Origin of the sequence: Stenotrophomonas sp. ISL-67 (assembly GCF_018612915.1) — a bacterium.
GTDB lineage: Bacteria > Pseudomonadota > Gammaproteobacteria > Xanthomonadales > Xanthomonadaceae > Stenotrophomonas.
Map to the genome: position 1 here is coordinate 1 of NZ_JAGGRL010000006.1, position 21,012 is coordinate 21,012.

A 21,012-nucleotide genomic window follows, 5' to 3' on the forward strand; every position below is an offset into this window, starting at 1 on the left:
TCCGTCAACACCTTCTTTCGAAGAAGCTGAAGTCCTGTTCCTTCGCGGTTGCCGCCTTGCGGTGGCCCCTGCGTCGGGGGAGGGAAAGTATGTCCCCAACGGTGCCGTTTGTGAAGGGGGTTTGACAGCTTTTTTCGCCCAACTGTGCATTCATTCATGCGGCTTTCGCGCCCGGAGGCGCGAAAGCCTTGTGGCGCTTAGGCGGCGACCAGCAGCACGCGGGCAAAGTTGCGCTTGCCAACCTGAAGCAGCCCCTCAAAGCCGGGCAGGAACACCCGCTGGGCGTCGTCCATCACCTCACCATCCACCTTCACCGCACGCTCCTTGAGCTTGCGGGAGGCCTCGGAATTACTCGGGGTGACACCGGCAGCGGTCAGCAATGCACCAATACGCAGACCTTCGGCGGGGATGGTCACTTCCTGCAGCGGCAGCAGGGTCACATCGCCCTGCCCGGTCACGGCCGCGTTCCAACCGGCAATGGCCAACTCGGCCGCGTCGGCATCATGGAAGCGGGTGGTCAGCTCACGCGCCAGGCGCAGCTTGACCTCGCGCGGGTTGAGGGTGCCGGCGGCAACCTGTTCGCGCAGGCTGATGGCCTCGGCCTGGCTGATCTCGAACGAGAGCAGCTCGATCCAGCGCCACATCAGGTCATCGCCGATCTTCATGGTCTTGGTGACCATGTCGATCGCCGGTTCGCTGATGCCAATGTAGTTGTTGAGCGACTTGGACATCTTGGCCACGCCGTCCAGGCCTTCCAGCAGCGGCATGGTCAGCACGATCTGCGGCTTCTGGCCGTAATGCTCCTGCAGGCCGCGGCCCATCAGCAGGTTGAACTTCTGGTCGGTGCCGCCCAGTTCGACGTCCGCTTCCAGGGCCACCGAGTCGTAGCCCTGCACCAACGGGTACAGGAACTCATGCAGGGCGATGGACTGCTGGGCGGCGTAGCGCTTGGCGAAATCGTCGCGCTCGAGCATGCGCGCCACGGTGTGCTGGCCGGCCAGGCGGATCATGTCGGCCGCACCCATCCTGCCGAACCACTCCGAGTTGAAGCGCACTTCGGTCCTTTCGCGGTCCAGCACCTTGAACACCTGTTCTTCATAGGTGCGTGCGTTGGCCAGCACGTCGTCCTTGCTGAGCGGCTTGCGGGTGACGTTCTTGCCCGAGGGGTCGCCGATCATGCCGGTGAAGTCGCCGATCAGGAAAATGACCTGGTGACCCAGGTCCTGGAACTGACGCAACTTGTTCAGCAGGACGGTGTGGCCCAGGTGCAGGTCTGGGGCAGTGGGGTCGAAACCGGCCTTGACCCGCAGCGGGCGGCCACTTTCCAGCCGCTGGCGCAGCTCCTCGATCTTGAGGACTTCATCGGCGCCACGGCCGATCTGGGCAAGGGCTTGTTCAATCGAGGACACGTGCAACTCCCGGCGATGCCTTATTTACATGAATGACGTTAAGTACAAGTTAACCGCAAGCGCTTCACAAAAGCCAATAGGCACAAGGGTTTGACGCGGTATTTATACCTGTCTATGTTACCGACGTTTGGGCCCGCGCTCCCGGGCCAGTCAGGAACTCACCGACGATGCTGAATACCGATCAAGGCCGCGTGCGCAAGCAGCGTTTCAAGGAACGCCTTCACGTCCTTCACGACACCGCCCTGCATCGGAAGCTCAGGCAACACCTCCCGGCCGCGTTCAACGAGCGCTGGACCCGCCGCCATTGGATGCACGCCAGCCTGTTCGCGACCATTGGCGCGCTGGTAGCCACGATCGTGCCGGGCTTCTCGCACACCATCGAGACCCCCTATTCGCTCGGCCATTCGACCCTGGCCCTGCCGTTGCCGCCACTGTCCCAGGAACGCCTCAAGCAGGTCCCGGGCGACAGTTGGCAGGTGCTGCGCGTGCAGCGCGGGCAGACCCTGAGCGACCTGTTCGACGAGGCCGGCATTCCGGCCACGGTGATGCACCAGGTGCTGGACCACCCGGGCGTGCGCGATTCCCTGGTGAAGCTGCGCCCCGGCACCGAGATCGGCTTCGACCTGCCGCTTTCCGGCGAGCTGCGCACGATCCGCTATGACCGCGACAGCGACAACCGCGTGGAGCTGAGCCTCGAGGACGGCAAGATCACCGAGAAGGTCAGCAAGCGCGAATCCTCCACCCGCCGGGTGGTAACCAGCGGTGAGATCACCAGCTCGCTGTACGCATCAGCGCGCAAGGCCGGGCTGTCGCCGTCGGCAATCGCCACCATGACCGATGAGATCTTCAAGTACGACATCGACTTCTCCAAGGACCTGCAACCGGGCGACCGCTTCAGCGTGGTGCTGGATGAAACCTGGCGCGAAGGCGAGAAGGTGGACACCAGCAAGATCCTGGCGGCCACCTTCACCTCCGGTGGCAAGACTTACAGCGGCTTCCGCTTCGACCGCAACGGCAAGAGCGAGTACTTCGACGTCAGCGGCCGGCCGCTGAAGAAGAGCTTCATCCGCATGCCGATTCCCTTCGCCCGCCTGAGCTCCACCTTCGGCGCGCGCAAGCACCCGGTGCTGGGCAAGATGCGCATGCACAAGGGCGTGGACTACGCCGCGCGCACCGGCACGCCGATCATGGCTGCCGGCGATGCCCGCGTGCAGTTCGCCGGCGTGCAGCGCGGCTACGGCAACGTGGTGATCCTGGACCACGGCCGCGGCCACACTACCCTGTACGGGCACATGTCGCGCTTTGGCAAGTTCAAGACCGGCCAGCGCGTGGCGCAGGGCGCGGTGATCGGCTACGTGGGTTCGACCGGCCTGGCCACCGGCCCGCACCTGCACTATGAATTCCGCGTCAATGGCGTGCACCGCAACCCGCTGTCGGTGACGATGCCGCCACCGGAGCCGCTGAAGGGCAGCGAGCTGGTCGCCTTCCGCGCGCAGACCGCGCCGGCGCTGGCCCGCATCCAGGGCATGGAGAAGCTGATCTACGCCGACGCCAACCCGGCGCCGAAGGCCGACAAGGCCACCACTACCACCGCCAGCACGGCCAAGCCGGCCAAGGGCAGCCGCGGCTGATCGCGGCGGATTGCAGCGCGCGCACCCGCGCGCGCATTGACGGCGGCAACAGGTTGCGCGGAAGCTGCACGCACCCTGTTGAACCGCCTGGCCATGACTGCACCTGATCTGCATACCCCGCTCTACCTGGGCCTGATGTCCGGCACCAGCGCCGATGGCATCGATGCCGCGCTGGTGCAGTTTCCCGCCGAGGGCGGCTGCCGCTTCGTCGATGGGCTGACCCACGCGTGGGACCCGGCCATCCGCGCCGAGCTGGTGGCCCTGGGCGAAGGCGGCGAGCTGGGCTCGCTGGATACGCTGGGCCGGATCGATGCGCAGATCGGCATCGCCTTCGCTGCGGCGGCCAACCGCCTGCTGGCACAGTCCGGGACAACGCCGGCGCAGGTGCGGGCGATCGGGTCGCACGGGCAGACGGTGCGCCACCGGCCGCTGGCCAACCCTGCCTTTACCTGCCAGTTAGGCGATGCCAACCGCATTGCCGAGCTGACCGGCATCACGACAGTGGCCGACTTCCGCCGTCGCGACGTGGCGGCCGGTGGACACGGGGCGCCGCTGATGCCGGCCTTCCACCTTGCGATGCTGGGCACGGCCGATGAGGACCGGGCGGTGTTGAACCTGGGCGGGATCGCCAATCTGACCCTGATCCCGCGCGCAGGCACGCCACGTGGTTTCGATACCGGGCCGGCCAATGCGCTGATGGATGCGTGGTGCGAGCGGCACACCGGCATGCCGTTCGATGCCGATGGCGCGTTTGCGGCCCGTGGGCAGGTGGATGAGGAATTGCTGGGGTGCTGGCGGGGCGAGCCGTGGTTTGCATTGCCACCGCCGAAGAGTACCGGGCGCGAGCAGTTCCATCTGGCGTGGGCCGAGGCGGCGCTGGGCGACCGGCAGCGGGCGGCGGCGGATGTGCAGGCGACGTTGCTGGAGCTGACCGCAGCGACCGTGGCCGATGCGCTGCTGGCCCATCTACCGGGGGCGAAGCGGGTGCTGGTATGTGGCGGTGGGGTGCGCAATGCGCAGCTGCTGCGGCGGCTCAGCGCGCGGTTGCCGGGGGTGGTGATCGAATCCAGTGCGGTGCACGGGCTGGACCCGGACTACCTGGAGGCGATGGGGTTTGCGTGGTTGGCACAGCGGACGCTGCAGGGGCTGCCGGGGAATCTGCCGAGCGTTACCGGGGCGCGGGGGCCGCGGATATTGGGGGCGATTCATTTGGCGTGATGGCGGTGGAGCGCCGTTTCGATTGGGGGTCATGCCGTAATCGAATGGTGGCCATGCGTCGGCGGTCGACTGGGGTGCGACCCTACCGGTGTGATGCATCGCGATCGGGTGGGTGGCCGCGCGGTTAGAACGCCTTTACGTCCGGGAGGGCCTGCAGGGCGGCGATGGCTTCGGCCAGGGCGTTTACTTCCGGGTCGTGGAAGCCGCTGCGGACTTCCAGTTCGCTGGCGAACAGGCCCTGCTCGAGCAGGACCAGGCAGGTGTGTTCGCGGGTCCAGCCGCGCGCGACGGCCACCCGGCGGATGCGCTCGTTGAGCAGCGGATCCAGGTCGCGCAGCACCAAATCAGCCATGTGTTTTCCCCCTGCTGGCAACGCACCGCCCCCACGGTACAACGGGGTTGATGATGGCCCACTGGACGGCGCGCGGCAACCGCGCGCCTGTGCGGTTCAGCTGGCGCTGCGGTCGCGGATGCGCGGCCACAGCCAGACCAGCAACAGCAGGGTCGGGATGACCGTGGCCGAGCTCAGGATGAAGAAGGCGCTGTAAGACGTGGCCTCGACGATGTACCCGGAAGCGCCACCGACGAACTTGCCGGGCAGGTTCGCCAGCGAGACAAGCAGCGCGTACTGGGTGGCAGTGAAGTTTCGATCCGTCAACGAGGACATGAAGGCGACCAGCACGGTGCCGGCGAAGCCCTGGAACAGGTTGTCGGCACACAGCGCTGCATAGAACGCCCAGAGCTGGCCCGGGTTCTGCGCCATCAGCAGGAACGCCAGGTTGGACAGCGCCACGCCGAGCGCGGCCACCAGCAGCATGCGGCGGAAGCCAAACGCCGCAACGGCAACGCCGCCGAGGAAGGCGCCGCCGATCCCCATCCACACCCCGAACAACTTGGATACCGTCGCGATGTCGGCCTTGGTGAATCCCGAGTCCAGGTAGAACGGACCGGCCATCACGCCGATTACCTGGTCGGGGAACTTGAACAGCCCCACGAAAGCCAGCAGAACCACCGCCAGGACCACGCCGTTGCTGCTGAAGAAGCTGGCGATCGGCTGCCAGAAGGCACCGAAGAAGTCGATGCGGCGCTGGATCCGCACTTCTGGCTGGGCCGGTTCGCGGCATACCAGGGTGGTGATGATCGGCAGCACCATCAGGGAGGCCATGGCCAGGTAGGCCACGATCCACCCTTCAAACTGGGCCAGGTAGAGCGCACCGGCACCGGCCAGGATCAAGCCGATGCGGTAGCCCAGCGTGTAGGTCGCGGCCAGCGCGGCCTGGGCGCTTTCCGGGGCGATTTCGATCCGGTAGGCGTCCACCACCGAATCCTGGGTGGCACCGGCGAAGGATGCCACCAGCACCCACAGCACCAGCGGAGTGACGCCGAGCTCGGGCCGCACGAAGGCCAGCGCGAACAATCCGCCGGTAACGCCGATCTGCGAGACCAGCAGCCACGAGCGGCGGCGGCCGAGGAAGCCGATCAGCGGGAAGGCATAGCGGTCGATCAACGGCGCCCACAGGAACTTGAGCAGGTAGAAGAAGCTGGCCAGGCTGATCAGGCCAATGCTGTGCAGGTCCAGCCCTACATCGCGCAGGCGCGTGGACAGGGTCTGCGAGGCGATCAGCAGGAACGGCAGGCCGCTGCCAAAGCCCAGGAAGGCCATGGTCAGCGCCGAGGGCGTGCCGAAGGCACGCTTGATCCCGGTCCAGCCCTTGTAGCTGACCGGAGCGACCGCTTCACTCATGGGGCGTAGTCCACCGTGAACGGGGCATGGTCGGAGAAGCGCTCATCGCGGTAGATCGAGCAGCCGCGCAGGCGGTCGCGCAGGCCGGGGCTGACGAACTGGTAGTCGATGCGCCAACCGACGTTGTTGGCACGGGCCGCACCGCGGTTGCTCCACCAGGTGTAGTCCTCGCCGGTGGGGTGCAGCAGGCGATAGGCGTCGGTCCAGCCCTGGCCGCCGGCCACGTCCAGCGCCTGGCCGGCATCCACGCACTGGCCGTTGAGCCAGTCGCGTTCGGGCGGCAGGCAGCCGGAGTTCTTCTGGTTGGATTTCCAGTTCCTGATGTCCAGCGCCGAGCGGACGATGTTCCAGTCCCCGCACAGCACGTAGTCGCGGCCACTGGCCAGCCACTGCGCCAGGATCGGGCGCAGCCACTCCATCACTTCGTACTTGAAGCCCTGACGCAGGTCGCCGGAGCTGCCGGAGGGGATATAGAAGGAGACCACGCTGAGGTTGCCGTAGCGGGCCTCGATATAGCGGCCTTCGTCGTCGAAGGGGGCCCAGCCCAGTGAGGTGATGACCTGGTCGGGCTCACGCTTGCTGTAGATGGCCACGCCGCTGTAGCCCTTCTTGGTGATCGCGTCACGGTAGAAGCAGTGGTGGCCGTCCGGGCGGAACATCGGGTCGGTCAGCTGGTCTTCCTGGGCCTTGGTCTCCTGGATGCAGAGCACATCGGCATCCTGGGCACGGAACCACTCGAGGAACCCCTTGGTGGCGGCGGAACGGATGCCATTGGCGTTGAAACTGATGATGCGCATGCTGACCCGTGTCTGGTACGTAACGGCCAAAGCATACCGGGTTGCCCGGCCCATCGGCTGGCCGGATCCGGCCGTTGCAGGGGCCTGCGGCGGCCGGTCGCGAGCCTGAATTGCCGGTCATGCTTTAGGATCTGCGCTCCAAGAGAATTGAATAGAGCGTTAGATGAGCGACCACCGTCACCGTTTCCTGCAGCTGGCCCTGACCGCCGATGCCCTGCGTTTTGGCCAGTTCACCCTCAAGTCGGGCCGCCTGAGCCCCTATTTCTTCAATGCCGGCCGCTTCGATTCCGGCGCCAGCATGGTTCAGCTGGCCGCCTGCTATGCCGATGCGGTGGATGCCACCGGGCTGAAGTTCGACGTGGTGTTCGGCCCGGCCTACAAGGGCATTCCGCTGGCCACCGCCACCGCCTGCGAATTCGCCCAGCGCGGCCGCGACCTGCCGCTGTGCTTCAACCGCAAGGAAGCCAAGGCCCATGGTGAGGGTGGCAACCTGATCGGCGCGGACATGAACGGCAAGCGCGTGCTGATCGTGGACGATGTGATCACCGCCGGCACCGCCATCCGCGAGGCGTTGGGCATCATCAAGCAGGCCGGCGGTACCCCGGCGGGCATCGTGGTGGCGCTGGATCGCCAGGAGATCGCGTCGGAAGAAGACCGCCGTTCGGCCGCCCAGGCCGTGGCTGAAGAGGCCGGCATTCCGGTGGTTGCGGCGGCCACGCTGGCCGACCTGCTTGATTTTGCCTCCGGAAATCCGGAACTTGTCGGGTACCGGCAGCCGCTGGAGGACTATCGTTCCCGTTACGGCAGCCGTCCTACGCGTTGAGAGCAGGGGGCTCCCATGTCCAGGATTGCCACATTCACCATCATCGGCCTGTTGCTGGCCGCGCCCATGCTCTCGGCCCAGGCCCAGACCAAGCGCAGCAGCGCGGCGGCCAAACCCAAGAAGCTGTTCTGCTGGAACGAGGGCAAGGAGCGCATCTGCAGCGATGCGCTTCCCCAGGATGCGGTGAACAACGCCCGTGAGGAGTTCAGCGTCACCAGCGGCCTGCGCAAGGGCGGTGTGGAACGCACCCTGACCGAGGAGGAGCGCGCCGATGCGGCCGTTGCCGCCGCCCAGCGCCAGCTCGACGACGCCGCCGAGCAGACCCGGAAGCGTACCGAGCAGGCGATGTTGTCGACCTACCAGGACGAAGCCGACCTGCGCCGGGTGTTCGTGGAGCGCACCGGGATCCTGGACAACAACGTGCAGACGGCCAACTACAACGTGGCCAGCCTGCGCGGCGCACTGGTGACCCTGCTGGGCAGCGCGGGCGACCGCGAACTGGCCGGGCAGCCGGTCGTGGCCAAGCAGGCCGAGGCCATCCGCCTGCGCCATGCCGAACTGGTTGCGCAGAAGCGCATGCAGGCCTCGTACGTGGAACAGCGCAAGGCGCTGGATGTGGAGATCGAGGAAACCCTGCAGCGGTACCGGTTGTTGAAGGGTGTTTCGACCGACCCGCGCGGGTAAGGGTTCACGAGGGCCGGCCAACGGCCGGCGCTACCGGGACCAAATGCGTTTGGTTGATTGATCCCGATCCCAATCGGCCCGTACCGGTTCGTAGCCCCGAAGAGAACGGCAGGAGCCGTTCTCAACGGCGCAACGCGCCGGCCCGGAGGGTGCCCGCCAGGACGGCGGGCATAACGTTGGCCGGACACCGCGCGCAGCGCGGCCCAAGCGTCCGAAGGCGGAAAAACAATCGTCCCCGGGTATTCGTCCGACGTTTAGACGATCCGAAGCCGCGCCTCAGGCGTTCATACCCCCGAACGAAGCCCCAGGGTGTACCGACCAACGTCGGTACACCCTTTTTTATGCACTTTTTACGCGCCAGCAGCCTGGCAGGCGTGGAGCGTTTACGCGGGTGGGGAACACCATGACGGCCTGACGTGGAGTGGTTCCACCTGGACGTCCCATGAGCCTGACCTTGCCTCTTGTTGCTGCCGCTGCCGCGGCGACGCCCACCCTGCCTGCCTGGCTTTCGCTGGTGAGCGGCGTGCTGGTGCTCGTTGCCGCCGCCTACCTGCTGTACGTCGTGCTTGCGCCCGAAAAATTCTGACCGGAGCCGACCATGACCGAGATTCTGTTGATTCTGCTGGCCAGCATCGTGCTGGCCTTTCCGCTTGGGCTGTACCTGGCGCGGGTGATGCGCGGCGGGCCGATGCGCGGCGACGCGCTGTTCGGCTGGATCGAGAAGCCGCTGTACCGCGTGCTGGGCGTGAACCCGGCGCGCGGCATGTCGTGGCGCGGTTACGTGGGCGCGTTCCTGCTCAGCAACCTGGTGATTGCCGTGCTGGTGCAGGCAGTGTTCATGACCCAGTCCTGGCTGCCGCTCAATCCCGACCAGATTCCCAACATGCGCTGGGACACGGCACTGCACACGATGGTGTCGTTCCTGACCAACACCAACCAGCAGCACTATTCCGGGCAGGCGCAGCTGTCCTACTTCGCGCAGATGACCGCGATCACCGGCCTGCAGGTGGTCACCCCGATGATGGGACTGGCGCTGGTGGTGGCCACGCTGCGCGCGTTGTTCGGCAAGGCGCCGGAGGGCGATGTCGCCGAGGCCATGCTGCCGGCCGACCAGCGCATCGACGTGGGCAACTACTACGCCGATGTGGTGCGCGCCTGCGTGCGCTTCATGCTGCCGCTGTGCCTGCTGTGGGCGGTGCTGCTGACCAGCCAGGGCGTGCCCTCGACGCTTGCCGGTGGCCCGACCGCCACACCGATCGATGAGGCATCGGGCATGGAAGCGCAGAAGCTGCCACTCGGCCCGGTCGCGGCAATGGTGGCAGCCAAGCAGCTGGGCGCCAACGGCGGTGGCTGGTACGGCCCCAACAGCAGCATGCCGCTGGAAAACCCGACCCCGCTGTCGAACGCGCTGGAGCTGATCGGCATCCTGCTGATCCCGATCGCGGTGGTCTTCATGCTGGGCGCCTTCACCGGGCGCAAGCGCCTGGCCGCGCTGGTGTTCGGCTGCATGCTGGCGATGTCCAGCGTGTCGATCGCCGCCACGGTGTGGTTGGAGGGCCATTCGGCCACGGCCGCCAGCCCGCTGCTGATGGAAGGCAAGGAAGTGCGCTTCGGTGCGGACAGCACCGGGTTGTGGGCGGCGATCACCACCCAGGTCTCGAACGGTTCGGTCAACGGCATGCACGACTCGCTCAGCCCGCTGGCCGGCGCGGTGCCAATGGTGAACATGCTGATCAATGCGATCTGGGGCGGCATCGGCTGCGGCCTGCAGCAGTTCCTGGTGTACCTGCTGCTGGGCGTGTTCCTGGCCGGGTTGATGACCGGGCGTACCCCCGAGCTGCTGGGGCGCAAGCTGGAAACCCCGCAGGTGAAGCTGCTGGCGCTGCTGGTGCTGCTGCAGCCGATCACCATCCTGGCGTTCACCGCGATCACGCTGGCCATTCCGTCGATCACCGGCACCTCCAACCCCGCCTTCCATGGGGTCAGCCAGGTGTTCTACGAGTACGTCTCGGCGTTCGCCAACAACGGCTCGGGCTTTGAAGGGCTGGGCGATGCCACGCCGTGGTGGAACCTGAGTTGCACCCTGGTGCTGCTGCTGGGCCGCTACCCGGTGCTGGTGATTCCGCTGATCGTGTGCGCCCAGCTGGCCGCCAAACGGCGTGCGCCGGAATCGGCCGGCACGCTGCAGATTGAAACCCCGACCTTCGCGCTGACCCTGATCGCGCTGATCGTCATCCTGACCGTATTGCAGTTCATGCCGGCGCTGGTGCTGGGCCCGGTTGCCGACCACCTGTCGCTGACGCTGCGCTGAGACGTGAAACCATGAATACCTATCCCTTGAATGCAGCGTCCTCCCGCCGCCCACGCCTGCTGGATGCAGCCGGCCTGCGCCGGGCATTGCGCGATGCGGTGATCAAACTCTCGCCGCGCCACCTGGTGCACAGCCCGGTGATGGCGGTGGTGATGGTGGGCACGCTGGTGAGCCTGCTGGTGACGCTCACCGGCAACGCGCCCCTCGGCTTCGGCCTGGCGGTGACGGCGATCCTGCTGCTGACCGTGCTGTTCGGCAACTTCGCCGAGGCGGTGGCCGAAGCGCGCGGCCGCGGCCAGGCTGCGTCGCTGCGGCGTGCCCGCCAGGACCTGAGCGCGCGCCGGCTGGCCGCCGCACACCCCGCTGCCGGCGAAACCCGGGTGCCGGCGGCCGAGCTGCGCCCGGGCGACCATGTGATCGTCAGTGCCGGCGAGCTGGTGCCGGCCGATGGCGAGATCGTGCAGGGCCTGGCCACCATCAACGAAGCGGCGGTGACTGGTGAATCGGCACCGGTGCTGCGCGAGGCCGGCACCGACCGCAGTGGCGTGATCGGGGGTACCAAGGTGCTGTCGGACCAGATCATCGTGAAGATCACCGCCGAACCGGGCCACAGCTTCCTGGACCGGATGATCGCGCTGGTGGAAGGCGCCAACCGGCAGAAGACTCCCAACGAGGTGGCGCTGACCCTGCTGCTGGCGGCAATGACGCTGACCTTCCTGGTAGTGGTGGCAACGCTGCCTGCCATCGGTGCGTTCGTTGGGGTGAAGGTGGACCCGCTGCTGCTGATCGCGCTGCTGGTGTGCCTGATTCCAACCACCATCGGTGGGCTGCTGCCGGCCATCGGCATCGCCGGCATGAACCGTGCGCTGGCCGCCAACATCCTGGCCAAGTCGGGCAAGGCGGTGGAAGTGGCCGGCGACGTGGACGTGCTGCTGCTGGACAAGACCGGCACCATCACCCATGGCGACCGCCAGGCCACCCACTTCCATGCACTGGCTGGTATCGATGCGACCCAGCTGCGTGAAGCAGCCCTGCTCTCTTCGCTGGCCGACCCGACCCCGGAAGGCAAATCGGTGGTGCGGCTGGCGCGTGAGCAAGGTTGTGTCGCGGCAGAGCCTGACCGCGACGACAACGCGGGGCCTGCCGCGAAAATCCGCACATCCATGTTTGGGGTTCCAACTTACCTTGCCTTCAGCGCCCAGACCCGCATGTCGGGCGTGGACCTGGACGGCGGCCGGCGCATCCGCAAGGGCGCGGCGGCCGCGATCACCGCCTATGTGCGCGAACTCGGCGGCACGGTGCCGGCCGAGCTGGCCGGGCGGGTGGAACAGGTTGCGCGCAACGGCGCCACGCCGTTGGTGATCTGCGAGGGCCGCTACATCCTGGGCGTGATCGAACTGAGCGACGTGGTCAAGCACGGCATGCGCGAGAAGTTCGCGCAGCTGCGCGCGATGGGCATCCGCACGGTGATGATCACCGGTGACAACCCGCTCACCGCCGCCGCGATTGCGGCCGAAGCCGGCGTGGACGACTACATCGCCGAAGCGCGCCCGGAAGACAAACTGGCCCGCATCCGCGCCGAGCAGGCCGGTGGCCGGCTGGTGGCGATGGTGGGCGATGGCACCAACGATGCCCCGGCGCTGGCCCAGGCCGACATCGGCCTGGCCATGAACTCGGGCACGCAGGCGGCCAAGGAAGCCGGCAACATGGTGGACCTGGATTCGGACCCGACCAAGCTGCTGGCGGTGGTGGAAGTGGGCAAGCAGCAACTGATCACGCGCGGTGCGCTGACCACCTTCTCGCTGGCCAACGACGTCTCCAAGTACTTCGCGATACTGCCGGCGCTGTTTGCCGCGACGCTGCCGGCCATGGCCACGTTGAACGTGATGCATCTGTCCAGCCCGCGCAACGCGGTGCTGGCGGCGCTGATCTTCAACGCGCTGGTGATTCCGGCGCTGATCCCGCTGGCCCTGCGCGGCGTGCGCTTCCGCCCGGCCACGGCGACCGCGCTGCTGCGCCGGAACATGCTGGTATACGGCTTGGGCGGCGTGTTGCTGCCGTTCGCGGCCATCAAGTTGATCGACCTCCTCCTCTTCCCGGTATTTGGCGCATGAACCGCTCCGCTGCTGCTCCGTTTTCCCGCCCGGCGCGTGTCCGCGCCGCCACGTCTGTTTCCCTGCAACAACAGGGTGCGCTGCGCCCGGCCATCGGCCTGGGCGTGGCCAGCCTGCTGCTGCTCGGCCTGGCTTACGCGGTGGGCACTACGGCGGTGAGCCGCGCCCTGTTCCCCGCACAGTCCGATGGCAGCCTGCTGGTCATCGACGGCCAGGTGCGGGGTTCGCGCCTGGTGGCGCAGCCGTTCGTGGGCGACGGCTACTTCCAGGCACGTCCGTCTGCGGCCAGTTACGACCCGATGGCCGCCGCCGGCAGCAACCTGGCGCGCAGCAACCCTGCCCTGCAGGAACGCGTGACCGACGCCAGCCGCGCTATGGCAGTGCGTGAAGGCATCACCGTGGCGGAGGTTCCCGGCGACCTGGTGACCCAGTCCGGCGCGGGCATGGACCCAGAGTTGTCGCCGGCGGCAGCGGCTGTGCAGGTCAGGCGGGTGGCGGGCAACCGCGGACTGAGCCTTGAGCAGGTGCAGGCGCTGGTGGAGGCGCATACGCAGGGCCCGCAATGGGGCGTGTTCGGGCAGCCACGGGTGAACGTGATGGACCTCAACGTGGCGTTGGACCGCGCGAAGAGCGGTCGGGCAGAGCCCGGCGCTACGGTGCCTTCCGGGATCGGGACGACGGTTCGTTGATGTCATGACGGTGCCGAACGGCGCACACTCCATGCCCATGACCGATTCCCGTACCCGACAGGCCGACGCGCTGGTGGAACGCCTGCAGCGCGAGGCCGGCGGCAAGCTCACCGTGTTCCTGGGTGCCGCACCCGGCGTGGGCAAGACCTACAGCATGCTGGGGCGCGCACACGAGCAGCTGCGCCGCGGCGTGGACGTGGTGGTGGGGCTGGTGGAAACCCACGGCCGCGCCGAGACCTCGGCGCTGCTGGAGGGCCTGCCGCAGGTGCCACTGCTGCAGCGCGAGTACCAGCTTCACGCGCTGCGGGAAATGGATCTGGATGCGGTGCTGGCGCGCCGCCCGGCTCTGGTGCTGGTGGATGAGCTGGCGCACCGCAACGTGCCGGGCAGCCGCCACGAGCGGCGCTGGCAGGATGTGATGGAGTTGCTGGACGCCGGCATCGACGTCTGGACCACGCTCAACATCCAGCATCTGGAAAGCCTCAACGACGTGGTGATGCGCATCACCGGGGTGCGGGTCAGCGAGACCGTGCCCGATGCGGTGCTGGACCGCCTGCACGACATCGTGCTGGTCGATCTGCCACCGCGCGAACTGATCGAACGCCTGCAGCAGGGCAAGGTGTACGTGCCCGAGCAGGCAGCGCAGGCACTGCAGGCGTTCTTTTCGCCTGCCAACCTGACCGCGCTGCGCGAGCTGGCGATGCAGGAAGCGGCCGACCGGGTGGACACCAGCCTGCGCGAAACCCGTGCCGCACGCGGCGAAGGCAACCTGCCGCTGCGCCGCAGGGTGCTGGTGGCGATCGACGGTGGCGGCCAGAGCGAGTACCTGGTACGGGTGGGTCGGCGCATCGCCGAGCGCCGCGATGCGCCCTGGACGGTGGTGACCGTGCAGCGCCGCCGCGAAGACGACAGCACCCGCCGCGAGATCGATGCGGCGTTTGCACTGGCACGGCGGCTGGGCGGTGAGGCCGAGCTGCTGCACGGACCCAGCATTGCCGACGCGCTGCTCGACCACGCCGCGCACAACAGCGTGTCCACGCTGGTGCTGGGCCGTACCCGCGAGCGGCCGTTCGCACGCATGCTCAACCGCACCCTCACCCAGCAGTTGATCCAGCGCGGCGCGCACCTTGAGATCACCATCATCGGCACCCCACAGGCACGTGCGCATGCCCGCCGCCATGGCTTGTCGATGCCGACGCTGAGCACCGGCCGGGATACCCTGCTGGCGGTAACCGCCACCGCGCTGGCCTGCCTGGTGGCGCTGGTGGCCGAACGCTGGGTGGGGCTGTACGACCTGTCGATGGTGTTCATCGTGGCGGTCGTGGTGGTGGCCGCGCGCAGCCGCACCAGTGCGGCGGTGATGGCCGCGGCGCTGTGTTTCCTGGCCTACAACTTCTTCTTCATCGCGCCGCGCTTCACCTTCGCCATCAGCGCGCGCCAGGGCGTGATCACCGTGTTCCTGTTCCTGGTGGCGGCGCTGGTGGCCGGGCGGCTGGCCTCGCGCCTGCGCATGCAGGTGGTGGCGCTGCGCGCGGCCAACCGGCATGCCAATGCGCGCCAGGTGCTGGGGGGCCAGCTGACCCGCGCCCCCAACAACGAGGCCGTGGCGCAGGCCGGGCGCGAGGCGCTGGAGCAGGCGTTGGATGCGCCGGCCTGGCTGCGCATCGGCGCCGACACCAGCACCAGCGGCAGCGCCGCGCCGGGCGACACCGATCTGGCTGCGGCCGACTGGGCGCACCGCCACGGCCAGCCGAGCGGCCGCTTCACCGACACGCTGGCCGGCGCGGAATGGTGGTTCCTGCCACTGCTGGACGGCGACGACCGCGCCATCGGCGTGGCCGGCATGCGCTTCCCGCGCAGCGCGCCGCGCCTGACCCCGGAGCAGCGTCAACTGGCCGAGGCGATGGTGGATGACATCGCCCAGGCCGCGCTGCGCACGCGGCTGGTGGCCGACCTGGAAAAAGCGCACGTAAGCAACGAAACCGAGCGGCTGCGTTCGGCGCTGCTGTCGTCGGTGTCGCACGACCTGCGCTCGCCGCTGGCAGCGATGATCGGCTCGGCCGGCAGCCTGTCCAACTATGCCGAGGCGATGGATGCCAACGACCGCCGCGCCCTGCTGGACACCATCCTGGTGGAAGGCGAGCGGCTGGACCGCTACATCCAGAACCTGCTGGACATGACCCGGCTCGGCCACGAAGGGCTGAAGATCAACCGCGACTGGATCGGGGTGGACGAACTGGTGGGCTCGGCCGCGCGCCGCCTGCAGCGCTACCAGCCGGACGTGCGGCTGCAGCTGGATATTCCCGGCACGCTGGGCCCGATCTGGGTGCACCCGGCGCTGGTGGAACAGGCGGTGTTCAACGTGATGGAGAACGCGGCGAAGTTCTCCCCGCCCGGTGCGGCGGTGGAGGTGCAGGCGCGGCTGGTGGACGGCGGGCTGCGCATCGATGTGCTTGATGCCGGCCCCGGCATTCCCGATGACGAACGCGCGCGCATCTTCGACATGTTCTACAGCGTGGAGCGCGGCGACCGGGGCCGGCATGGCACCGGCCTGGGGCTGACCATCTGCCAGGGCATGATCGGCGCGCATGGCGGCAACGTGCAGGCACTGCCGGGCCGCGATGGACGCGGTACCCTGATCCGCATCACGCTCCCGCTGCTGCAACCCCACCCTGCCGATGACCCCGACGATTCCTGACCCTTCCCCTGGCGTGCCGCCCGCGCGCGTGCTGGTGATCGACGATGAAGCGCAGATCCGCCGCTTCCTCGAGATCAGCCTGCGCGCGCAGGGATACCGGGTGCTGCAGGCGGCCACCGGACAGGAAGGGCTGGAACAGCTGGTGGGCGAAGGCGCGGACCTGGTGATCCTGGATATCGGCCTGCCGGACATGGAAGGCCATGAGGTACTGGCCGAGCTGCGCCAGTGGAGCCAGGTGCCGGTGATCATGCTGACGGTGCGCGCCAGCGAGACCGAGAAAGTGCTGGCGCTGGACAACGGCGCCAACGACTACGTGACCAAGCCGTTCGGCACGCAGGAACTGATGGCACGGGTGCGTGCGCTGCTGCGCACGCGCACGGTGTCGGCCGATGGAGTGTTACCGCATTTCGATGACGGCCACCTGCATATCGACCTGGCAAGGCGCGAAGTGCAGTTGGACGGCGCGCCGGTGGCGCTGACGCGCAAGGAATATGCGTTGCTTTCGCTGTTGCTGCGCAATGCCGGCCGGGTGGTGACCCAGCCGCAGATCCTGGCCGAGATCTGGGGGCCGACCCACCAGCACGACACGCATTACCTGCGCATCCTGGTGAGCAAGCTGCGCCACAAGCTGGGGGATTCGGCGCTGGATTCGCGTTACCTGTTCACCGAACCCGGTGTGGGGTTGCGGTTCAAAGGGTGAATCTCGACCGCAGGTCGAGATTCATCCGGTAGGGCCGGCCGTTGGCCGGCCCTCGCACGGTGTGATACCCCTTGGGCCGGCCAACGGCCGGCGCTACCTTCAGAATTGCAGATCCACGCCCGGCAGCAGCGGCTGCAGCTGTTCGCGGAACAACGCCTTGATGCGCTCCAGCGCGGCCTCGTCGTTGCCTTCGAAACGCAGCACCAGCACCGGGGTGGTGTTGGAGGCGCGCAGCAGGCCCCAGCCGTCCGGGAAGTCCGCACGCAGGCCGTCGATGGTGGACAGACGCGCACCGGTGAACACCGACACTTCCGCCTGCGCCGCCGATACGAACATCGACACCAGCGCATGCGGGGTGCCCGTTTCCACCGGCACTTTCAGCTCCGGGGTGGACACGCTGTCGGGCAGCTCGTCGAGCACCTCCGACGGTGTTTCGTCGCGCTGGGCCAGGATTTCCAGCAGGCGCGAGGCCGCATACAAACCATCGTCGAAACCGAACCAGCGCTCCTTGAAGAAGAAGTGTCCGCTCATCTCGCCGGCCAGTTCGGCATCGGTTTCACGCATCTTGGCCTTGATCAGCGAATGCCCGGTCTTCCACATCATCGGGCTGCCGCCGTTGCGCAGCACGTAATCGGACAGCTTGCCGCTGCACTTCACGTCGTAGATCACCAGCGCGCCGGGATTGCGCTGCAGCACATCAGCCGCGAACAGCATCAGCAGGCGGTCGGCATAAATGATCCTGCCTTCCCTGGTGACCACGCCCAGGCGGTCGCCATCGCCATCGAAGGCAAGGCCGATATCCGCATCGAAGCGCTTCACGGTCTGGATGAGGTCTTCCAGGTTGTCGGGGTCGCTCGGGTCGGGGTGGTGGTTGGGGAAGGTGCCATCCACATCGCAGTACAACGGAATGACTTCGGCACCAATCGCTTCCAGCAGCGGCTGGGCCAGTTCGCCAGCCACGCCGTTGCCGGCATCGGCCACTACCTTGATCGGGCGATCCAGCTGCACGTCATCGGCAATGCGCTGGATGTAATCGGCGTTGACGTCGCGCTGCTGCAGGCTGCCCGGTTCGGCAGCCACGTGCAGCTGGCCATCGCGGATGCGCTGGTACAGCTCGGTGATGGCATCGCCGGACAGGGTTTCGCCGCCCACCACGATCTTGAAGCCGTTGTAATCGGGCGGGTTGTGGCTGCCGGTAACGGCCACGCAGCTGCCCGCGCGCAGGTGGTAGCTGGCGAAGTACACCACCGGTGTAGGCGCCAGGCCGATGTCGGTGACGTCGCACCCGGCGCGGCGCAGGCCTTCGATCAGGCTGGCGCTCAGTTCCGGACCGGACAGGCGGCCATCCCGGCCCACCACGATGTCGCGCAGCCCCTGCACCTGCAGCACCGAACCGATGGCCTGCCCGATCAGCACCGCGACCTGCGGGGTGAGTTCGCGCCCGATCACGCCGCGGATGTCGTAGGCGCGGAAGATGCCCTCTGGCACCTCATGGCCGGGGCCGGTAGGCAGCAGCGGCGGCGGCGCGCCCGTTCCAGCCGCCGATGCCGGCTCCAGCAACGGGTCCTGCACCAGGCTTTCGCGCAGCGTGGGGCCGTGGTCGCCCTCGCTGATGGCGGCACGCCGACGCGGCAGCTTCACCCGGCCCTTGCCGAACTGCAGCATGCCGGCGATGGCCAGCAGCAGCACGGCCACGATGAGGGACGGAATCGCGCCCAGGCCCAGCGGACCCGGTTCGACATCCGGCACGGCGGCGGCCAGGCGCAGGCCGCTCTTGCTGATCGGCCGGGCCAGGCCCTCCGCGCCCTGGGACAGGCTGCTGTCGCCCTGCTCGATGATGTTGTGGGTGCCCTGGCGCAGCGCCAGGTAGCCCGCAGACGGCACCCGCACCTGGTCGAAGGTGCCGGTCAGGCGCAGCAATGGCTGGCGCACGTAGATCACCGCCGGCCCCGTGCTGCCCAGCTGCACCGGTATGGCAAGGCCCAGGCGCTGGCCACCGGCGTCGCGCACCACGCGCGCCACCACGGTATCGCCGGCAATGGCGGCTTCCAGCAGGCCCAGCCGGGCGTACCCGAAGGCCTTCGGATCGGCGTAGCCCTGGTCCAGGTCGGCGGTAAGCACCTGCACGTCTTCGGTGCCCGGCCAGCCTTCGCGCACGGCCAGCGCGGTGGCATCGGCATCGCCGGCGGCCAGCGCGGTACTGACCCGCTCGCTCTTCATCAAGGTGCGCAGCTGCGCGCTCTGCCCCTTCAGTGCGGCGTCCACGCCCTGCACGATCTGGTCGCGGGCCTGTTCCAGCGCCTGCCCTACCGAGGCCTGCCGCCATTGCCGCACCCCGCTCCAGGCAAACCACGCCGCCAGCAGGACCAAGGCCCCCACCAGCAACAGCCCGTTACGCCTGCTTGTCAATCGCGGCTGTCCTTCCGCCGTTGCCTTGCTCATTGATGTTCCCCCTGTCAGCGCACCCCGGTATGGCCGAATCCACCCGTTCCCCTGGCGCTGTCAGTGAAAGTATCCACTACCTGCAGGCCGACGCGTGCAATCGGCAGCACAACCAGCTGCGCAATACGGTCACCCGGTTGCAGCGTGAAGGCTTCGCGGCCGCGGTTCCAGGCGCTGATCAGCAGCGGGCCCTGGTAGTCGGCATCGATCAGGCCGGTCCCGTTGCCCAGCACGATGCCGTGGCGATGGCCCAGCCCCGAGCGCGGCAGGACCACCGCGCACAGGTTCGGGTCGGCGATGTGGATGGCGATGCCGCTGGGAATCAGCGCCGTATCCCCAGGCTGCAGGGTGAGCTCGGTTTCCAGCGCGGCGCGCAGGTCCAGGCCGGCGCTGGCTTCGGTAGCGTAGGCCGGCAGGGGCCAGGTATCGCCGAAGCGGGGATCGAGCAGCTTCACCTGCAGCGACTGCAGGGACGGGGCGTGGGTCATGCGTGCAACCTCTGGGCAATCAGGGACAACAGTTGTTCGGCCAGCAGCGCCTTGGTGGTGCCGGGGAACACCTGCTCCCCCCCCTGCCAATACGCGGTAGCGGCGTTCTCATCGCTTTCGAAGCCACCGTTGGTGATGCCCACCTGGTTGGCGATCACCAGGTCCAAACGTTTGTCGACCAGTTTGCCGCGCGCGTACTTCTCCACGTCGTGGGTTTCGGCGGCAAAGCCGACCACCAGTTTCAGGGCGTTGGTCTGCTGGGCCACTTCGGCCAGGATGTCCGGGGTACGCACCAGCTCCAGCGTGAGGGTCTGGGTGCCGGCGGTCTTCTTCAGCTTCTGCGGGGCGATCTGGCGCGGGGTGTAATCGGACACCGCAGCGGCACCTATATAGATGTCGGCCGGCAGCGCATCGAGCACGGCGCCGCGCATCTGCGCGGCAGAGCGTACGTCGACCCGCTGCACCCCGGCCGGGGTGGCCAGGTGCACGGGGCCACTGACCAGCACCACCTGCGCGCCCAGGCGCACGGCGGCGGCGGCCAGCGCATAGCCCATCTTGCCGCTGCTGCGGTTGCCCACATAGCGCACCGGGTCCAGGTCTTCGTAGGTGGGGCCGGCGCTGATGAGCACGCGCAGGCCCTGCAGTTCCTGGGGGACAGCCTGGGCCGCGGCCGGGGACTGCAGCGCGGCCAGCGCCGCCACGATGGCGTGCGGCTCGCTCAGCCGGCCCGGGCCGGATTCACCTTCGGCCAGCGGGCCGTCTTCCGGGCCGATCACCTGCGCACCGCGCTCGCGCAGCAGGCTGATGTTGGCCTGGGTGGCGGGGTGCAGCCACATGCGGTGGTTCATCGCCGGGCACACGGTCAGCGGCGCGGTGGTGGCCAGGCACAGGGTGGTGACCAGGTCGTCGGCATGGCCGTTGGCGAGGCGTGCCAGCAGATCGGCCGTGGCCGGGGCGACGACGATGCGATCGGCCCAGCGCGCCAGCTCGATATGGCCCATGGCCTGTTCGGCCGCGCTGTCCCACAGGGTAGTGCGGGTAGGCTGGCCGGACAGGGCCTGGAAGCTCAGCGGGGTGACGAACTGCTGGGCCCCGGCGGTCATGGCGACCTGCACCTGGGCCCCGGCGTCACGCAGGCGGCGCACCAGTTCCAGCGACTTGTAGGCCGCGATGCCGCCACCCACGCACAACAACAGCTTCTGGCCTGCCAGCGGGCGCGCCTGCGCCGGGGAAGCCTGGGGGGAGTCAGCCACCTGCGAATTTC

At 67.9% G+C, this 21,012-nt stretch carries 17 protein-coding genes; 10 read left to right on the forward strand and 7 right to left on the reverse strand.

What is annotated here, in order from left to right:
* Positions 1–197: 197 nt before the first annotated feature.
* Positions 198–1,409: a tyrosine--tRNA ligase gene (gene tyrS, locus J7J08_RS07610; protein WP_214903503.1), complete on the reverse strand. Its 1,212-nt coding sequence runs from the start codon at positions 1,407–1,409 to the stop codon at positions 198–200.
* A 167-nt stretch (positions 1,410–1,576) separates the two neighbouring features.
* On the opposite strand from tyrS, the gene J7J08_RS07615 reads away from it, so the two are divergent.
* Positions 1,577–3,040, forward strand: coding sequence for a peptidoglycan DD-metalloendopeptidase family protein (locus J7J08_RS07615; RefSeq protein ID WP_214903506.1), 1,464 nt, complete (start codon positions 1,577–1,579; stop codon positions 3,038–3,040).
* 93 nt (positions 3,041–3,133) lie between these two features.
* Positions 3,134–4,258, forward strand: coding sequence for an anhydro-N-acetylmuramic acid kinase (locus tag J7J08_RS07620; RefSeq protein WP_214903508.1), 1,125 nt, complete (start codon positions 3,134–3,136; stop codon positions 4,256–4,258).
* Between the two features lie 124 nt (positions 4,259–4,382).
* On the opposite strand, the gene J7J08_RS07625 is transcribed toward J7J08_RS07620, so the two are convergent.
* The 3 genes from J7J08_RS07625 to J7J08_RS07635 form a co-directional block, all read right to left on the reverse strand.
* Entirely contained in the window at positions 4,383–4,610 is a 228-nt protein-coding gene (locus J7J08_RS07625; RefSeq protein ID WP_214903511.1) for a hypothetical protein, read from the reverse strand.
* 96 nt (positions 4,611–4,706) lie between these two features.
* Positions 4,707–6,002 carry an MFS transporter gene (locus J7J08_RS07630; RefSeq protein WP_214903513.1) on the reverse strand — a complete coding sequence of 432 codons (1,296 nt, stop codon included), beginning with the start codon at positions 6,000–6,002 and terminating at the stop codon, positions 4,707–4,709.
* Entirely contained in the window at positions 5,999–6,799 is an 801-nt protein-coding gene (locus J7J08_RS07635; protein WP_214903515.1) for an exodeoxyribonuclease III, read from the reverse strand. The genes J7J08_RS07630 and J7J08_RS07635 overlap by 4 nt, the downstream gene beginning before the upstream one ends.
* Positions 6,800–6,962: 163 nt before the next feature.
* Here J7J08_RS07635 and pyrE point away from each other — a divergent pair, with 163 nt between their 5' ends.
* From pyrE to J7J08_RS07675, 8 genes are all read left to right on the forward strand, one after another.
* Entirely contained in the window at positions 6,963–7,622 is a 660-nt protein-coding gene (gene pyrE, locus J7J08_RS07640) for an orotate phosphoribosyltransferase (protein WP_214903517.1), read from the forward strand.
* 15 nt (positions 7,623–7,637) lie between these two features.
* Positions 7,638–8,306: a hypothetical protein gene (locus J7J08_RS07645; protein WP_214903519.1), complete on the forward strand. Its 669-nt coding sequence runs from the start codon at positions 7,638–7,640 to the stop codon at positions 8,304–8,306.
* Positions 8,307–8,799: 493 nt separating this feature from the next.
* The gene (locus J7J08_RS13480; RefSeq protein WP_214904102.1) at positions 8,800–8,892 is read left to right on the forward strand and encodes a potassium-transporting ATPase subunit F; all 93 of its coding nucleotides are present in this window, start codon (positions 8,800–8,802) and stop codon (positions 8,890–8,892) included.
* Positions 8,893–8,904: 12 nt separating this feature from the next.
* Positions 8,905–10,617 carry a potassium-transporting ATPase subunit KdpA gene (gene kdpA, locus J7J08_RS07655; RefSeq protein WP_214903522.1) on the forward strand — a complete coding sequence of 571 codons (1,713 nt, stop codon included), beginning with the start codon at positions 8,905–8,907 and terminating at the stop codon, positions 10,615–10,617.
* Positions 10,618–10,628: 11 nt separating this feature from the next.
* Positions 10,629–12,731 carry a potassium-transporting ATPase subunit KdpB gene (gene kdpB / locus J7J08_RS07660; protein ID WP_214903525.1) on the forward strand — a complete coding sequence of 701 codons (2,103 nt, stop codon included), beginning with the start codon at positions 10,629–10,631 and terminating at the stop codon, positions 12,729–12,731.
* Complete coding sequence (kdpC, locus tag J7J08_RS07665) at positions 12,728–13,420, forward strand: potassium-transporting ATPase subunit KdpC (RefSeq protein ID WP_214903528.1); 693 nt, start codon at positions 12,728–12,730, stop codon at positions 13,418–13,420. Before kdpB ends, kdpC begins: the two co-directional genes overlap by 4 nt.
* A gap of 37 nt (positions 13,421–13,457) precedes the next feature.
* Positions 13,458–16,118, forward strand: a complete 2,661-nt coding sequence (locus J7J08_RS07670) for a sensor histidine kinase KdpD (RefSeq protein WP_214903531.1) — start codon at positions 13,458–13,460, stop codon at positions 16,116–16,118.
* The gene (locus J7J08_RS07675; protein ID WP_214903534.1) at positions 16,099–16,818 is read left to right on the forward strand and encodes a response regulator transcription factor; all 720 of its coding nucleotides are present in this window, start codon (positions 16,099–16,101) and stop codon (positions 16,816–16,818) included. Before J7J08_RS07670 ends, J7J08_RS07675 begins: the two co-directional genes overlap by 20 nt.
* A gap of 99 nt (positions 16,819–16,917) precedes the next feature.
* Here J7J08_RS07675 and J7J08_RS07680 read toward each other — a convergent pair whose 3' ends face one another.
* Genes J7J08_RS07680 through coaBC form a run of 3 tightly spaced genes read right to left on the reverse strand, consistent with a single transcriptional unit; the run spans position 16,918 to position 21,001 of the window.
* Positions 16,918–19,260 (reverse strand): phosphomannomutase/phosphoglucomutase, encoded by a 2,343-nt coding sequence (locus J7J08_RS07680; protein WP_214903537.1) that lies wholly within the window; start codon positions 19,258–19,260, stop codon positions 16,918–16,920.
* A 14-nt stretch (positions 19,261–19,274) separates the two neighbouring features.
* Positions 19,275–19,748 (reverse strand): dUTP diphosphatase, encoded by a 474-nt coding sequence (dut, locus tag J7J08_RS07685; protein WP_214903540.1) that lies wholly within the window; start codon positions 19,746–19,748, stop codon positions 19,275–19,277.
* Positions 19,745–21,001: a bifunctional phosphopantothenoylcysteine decarboxylase/phosphopantothenate--cysteine ligase CoaBC gene (coaBC, locus tag J7J08_RS07690; RefSeq protein WP_214903543.1), complete on the reverse strand. Its 1,257-nt coding sequence runs from the start codon at positions 20,999–21,001 to the stop codon at positions 19,745–19,747. Before coaBC ends, dut begins: the two co-directional genes overlap by 4 nt.
* Positions 21,002–21,012 lie beyond the last annotated feature (11 nt).